General features: G+C 35.5%; 2 protein-coding genes. One reads left to right on the forward strand and one right to left on the reverse strand.

Translation table 11 applies throughout. The features are described 5' to 3' along the window. Positions 1–513, forward strand: a 513-nt coding sequence (locus VKY47_RS08330; RefSeq protein WP_473964602.1) for an alpha/beta hydrolase family protein, incomplete at its 5' end; no start/stop codon positions are given. 105 nt (positions 514–618) lie between these two features. Here VKY47_RS08330 and secDF read toward each other — a convergent pair. Continuing rightward, positions 619–3,565, reverse strand: a 2,947-nt coding sequence (secDF, locus tag VKY47_RS08335; protein ID WP_324311960.1) for a protein translocase subunit SecDF, incomplete at its 5' end; no start/stop codon positions are given.

The raw sequence follows: 3,565 nt of genomic DNA on the forward strand, positions 1-3,565 counted from the left end.
CAGCTTATGGGTTTAAATGCTGAGATTAAACTTGTAGACAGTATTATAACCATTGCTTCACAAACTGGCTATTGGAAATATTTTAAAGGCTTTTCAAGATTTAGAATGTTTATGTTCTGGTATGTACTCATTCCATTTACAACTCCAATTTTTGGTTATTTTCCGGCTAAAAAACTAGGCTTGTTTGAGAACATTCCTAAACAAGTAGCATACCAATGGCGCCAATGGGGAATCCATCCCAATTATATGTTTGGACATTTTAAGAAGACTGAATTGTATTTTAGTACGGTTAGCTGTCCAGTGTTAATACTTAGTTTTCCGAGAGATTTATTCGCTTCAAAGGCTTCGGTCGATTGGCTCGCTTCAAAATTCACTCATGTGGAAGTGGATAGAAGACATCTAATTCCAGCAGACTTAAACATTAAGGATGTTCAGCATTTTGGTTATTTTAAAAAAGAGTATCAAGACTCCCTTTGGAAACTAACGGAAGCTTGGATTAACGAGAATAGTTAATTTAGACCTTTTAGGTTTCAAAAACCTGAAAGGTCTAAACACAAAAAAGCCTTTTTGAAACAAATCAAAAAGGCTTTTTTTTATATAATTTACACTTATTTAAGCTTATGCTTTAACAACTTCTTCTTTTGGTTTATCTTTTAAAGAATCGTGGGCACCTCCTTTTTTCACTGCATCGTACATAATTGGTGTTGCAATAAATAAAGATGAATAAGTACCAACTACAACCCCTACTATTAAGGCGAACATAAAACCTCTAATAGAATCTCCACCAAAGATGAAGATAGCTAATAACACAACTAAAGTAGTTAAAGAGGTATTTAAGGTTCTACTTAACGTACTACTTAAAGAAGCGTTAACAATCTTATCGAAATGCCAAGTTGTATGCTCGTTAACGAATTCACGAATTCTGTCAAACACTACCACGGTATCGTTTAACGAGTAACCAATTACCGTTAAGATAGCAGCAATAAAAGCTTGGTCCATTTCCATAGAGAATGGCATAAATCTATAAGTTAATGAGAAAACACCTAATACGATAACCACGTCATGGAACACTGCCAAAACAGCTCCAAGTGAGAATTGCCATTTTTTAAATCGGAATAAGATATAAAGGAATACCACAACCAACGATCCTAAGATAGCCCAAACAGAAGCTGTTTTAATATCATCAGCAATGGTTGGACTTACTTTGTAATATTTCATTAATCCTACTGATTTATGCTCGTTATCACTTACAAAATCTTCATAAGAAACACCTTCCAAGTGTGGAGCCAGGGCAGTAAATAACGAATGTCTTAATTCCTCATCTACTTCTGCACTTGTATCATCTACCTTAAACTTAGTGGTAATTTTCAACTGATTGGCATTACCAAAAGTCTTAGCATCTGCAGATCCAAATACTTCTGGTTCTGAAAGGATGTCTGTAATTTCTGAAGCACTTACTGGTTGGTCAAAACGGACTTGGTAGGTTCTTCCTCCAACAAAATCGACACCTTCATCTAAACCATTTGTAAGTAAAGACCCGGCACTAACTGTCAACATAATAGCTGAGAAAATATAGGCTGCCTTACGTTTTTTTAAGAAATCGATATTGATATTTCTAAATAGATTCTTGGTTAAAGACGTAGAGAAATCTAATTTCCCACCTTTTTCTGAATACCAATCCACTAACAATCTAGTAATAAAAATAGCTGTAAATAAAGAGGTAGCAATACCAATAATTAAGGTAGTAGCAAATCCTTTAATAGGACCCGTTCCAAATATAAATAATATTAAAGCTGTAAGACCTGTAGTTATGTTTGCATCTAAAATAGACGATAACGCATTGCTAAATCCATCTTGTATAGACTCTTTCTGTCCTTTGCCTTTGGCGAGCTCCTCTCGAATCCTCTCGAAAATAAGTACGTTCGCATCCACCGACATACCAATGGTCAACACAATACCGGCAATTCCAGGTAAGGTTAACACAGCACCTAGTCCAGATAAAACACCAAATATTAATAAAATATTAAATGCCATGGCAATATCAGCAAAAAGACCTGCTTTACCATAGTAAAGGAACATCCATAATAATACAACTCCAAGAGCAATTAAGAAAGATAGTTTACCACTATCGATAGCTTCTTGACCTAAAGATGGTCCTACTACTTCACTTTGAATAATATCAGCTGAAGCTGGTAATTTACCTGCACGTAATACGTTAGCTAAATCTGTTGCTTCATTTAATGTAAAGTTACCAGAGATTTGAGAGTTTCCTCCAGAAATAGCTCCAGTAGTAACTCCTGGTGCAGAATACACCACATTATCCAGTACAATAGCAATTTGACTTCCTTGAGCAAAAGCTTTTCCAGTCATTTCTTCCCAGATTTTCGCACCTTTAGCATTCATTTGCATAGATACTACTGGCTTACTTGTTGGGCCATATTCCTGACGTGCATCGGTAACCACCGCTCCACTTAAAGGAGGAAGATTGTCTCTGTTGCCAATTAAAGCATATAGATCTACTATTTCACTGTCTTTTTCTGGTTTACCAAATACAAACTTCACATCACGCATTTCTGCAGGAATTAAAGCTCTTACTTGTGGCATATTTAAATACCCAAGTACCTTTTCCTTATCTTTTATAGCAAATTGCGCTACAATTGGACCTCCTTGGTACCCAAAACCTCTTATTAATTTTCCTATTGGATTGCTTTCAACACCTGTAGAATCCGGATCGGTTCCTAATAAATCAGCAATTTTAGAATCTTCAGAATCTTGAGTTACTTCAGTATTTTCATCTGTCGTTGTTTCTTGTACTGGAGCTTCAATTTCTTTAAGCAATTCATTGGCTTGGTTTAAAAAGCCCATAAATTGTTCGCCTTTGTAAGCATCCCAAAACTCTAGTTGAGCGGTACTTTGAAGTAAGGTAGTTGCACGTTGTACATCTTTAACTCCTGGCAATTCCACAAGAATACGTCCAGAAGTTCCTAAACGTTGAATGTTTGGAGAGGTTACCCCAAATTCATCAATACGTTTACGTAAGACTTCGAACGCAGAAATAATAGATTCGTCAATTTTTCTAGAGATAATAGGTTTTACCTGATCATCCGTCATGTCGAAAGTAATTTCTTCACTTAAGGTTCTATTGGCGAAAATTTCTGGGGAAGCCAATTTTGTATCTCCTTTTATAGCATCGAACGCTTTAAAGAAATCTTCTAAATAGGTGTTTTGACTACTTTTTTGAAGTTCGGAAGCATCATCTAAAGCTTTGTTAAAAACTGGATCTTTGCTGTAATTTGCCAATCCTTTTAAAATGTCCTTAACAGATACTTGTAGAATAACGTTTACTCCACCTTTTAGGTCTAGACCTAAGTTCATGGCGTTTTCCTTAACCTCGTTATAAGTATAATCTGCAATTCCTAAGCTATACACTTTTTCGTTGGCTATAGAATCTAAATACTGACGTTCCTTAACTGCATCGCCACTTGCATATACTCTTGCATCTTCGTCTATACTGTTTGCCTTAAATGTAAAAGACAATTGGTAAATACTTACCAAACCAAATAAA

The organism is Xanthomarina sp. (assembly GCF_035306705.1).
Lineage (GTDB): Bacteria > Bacteroidota > Bacteroidia > Flavobacteriales > Flavobacteriaceae > Xanthomarina.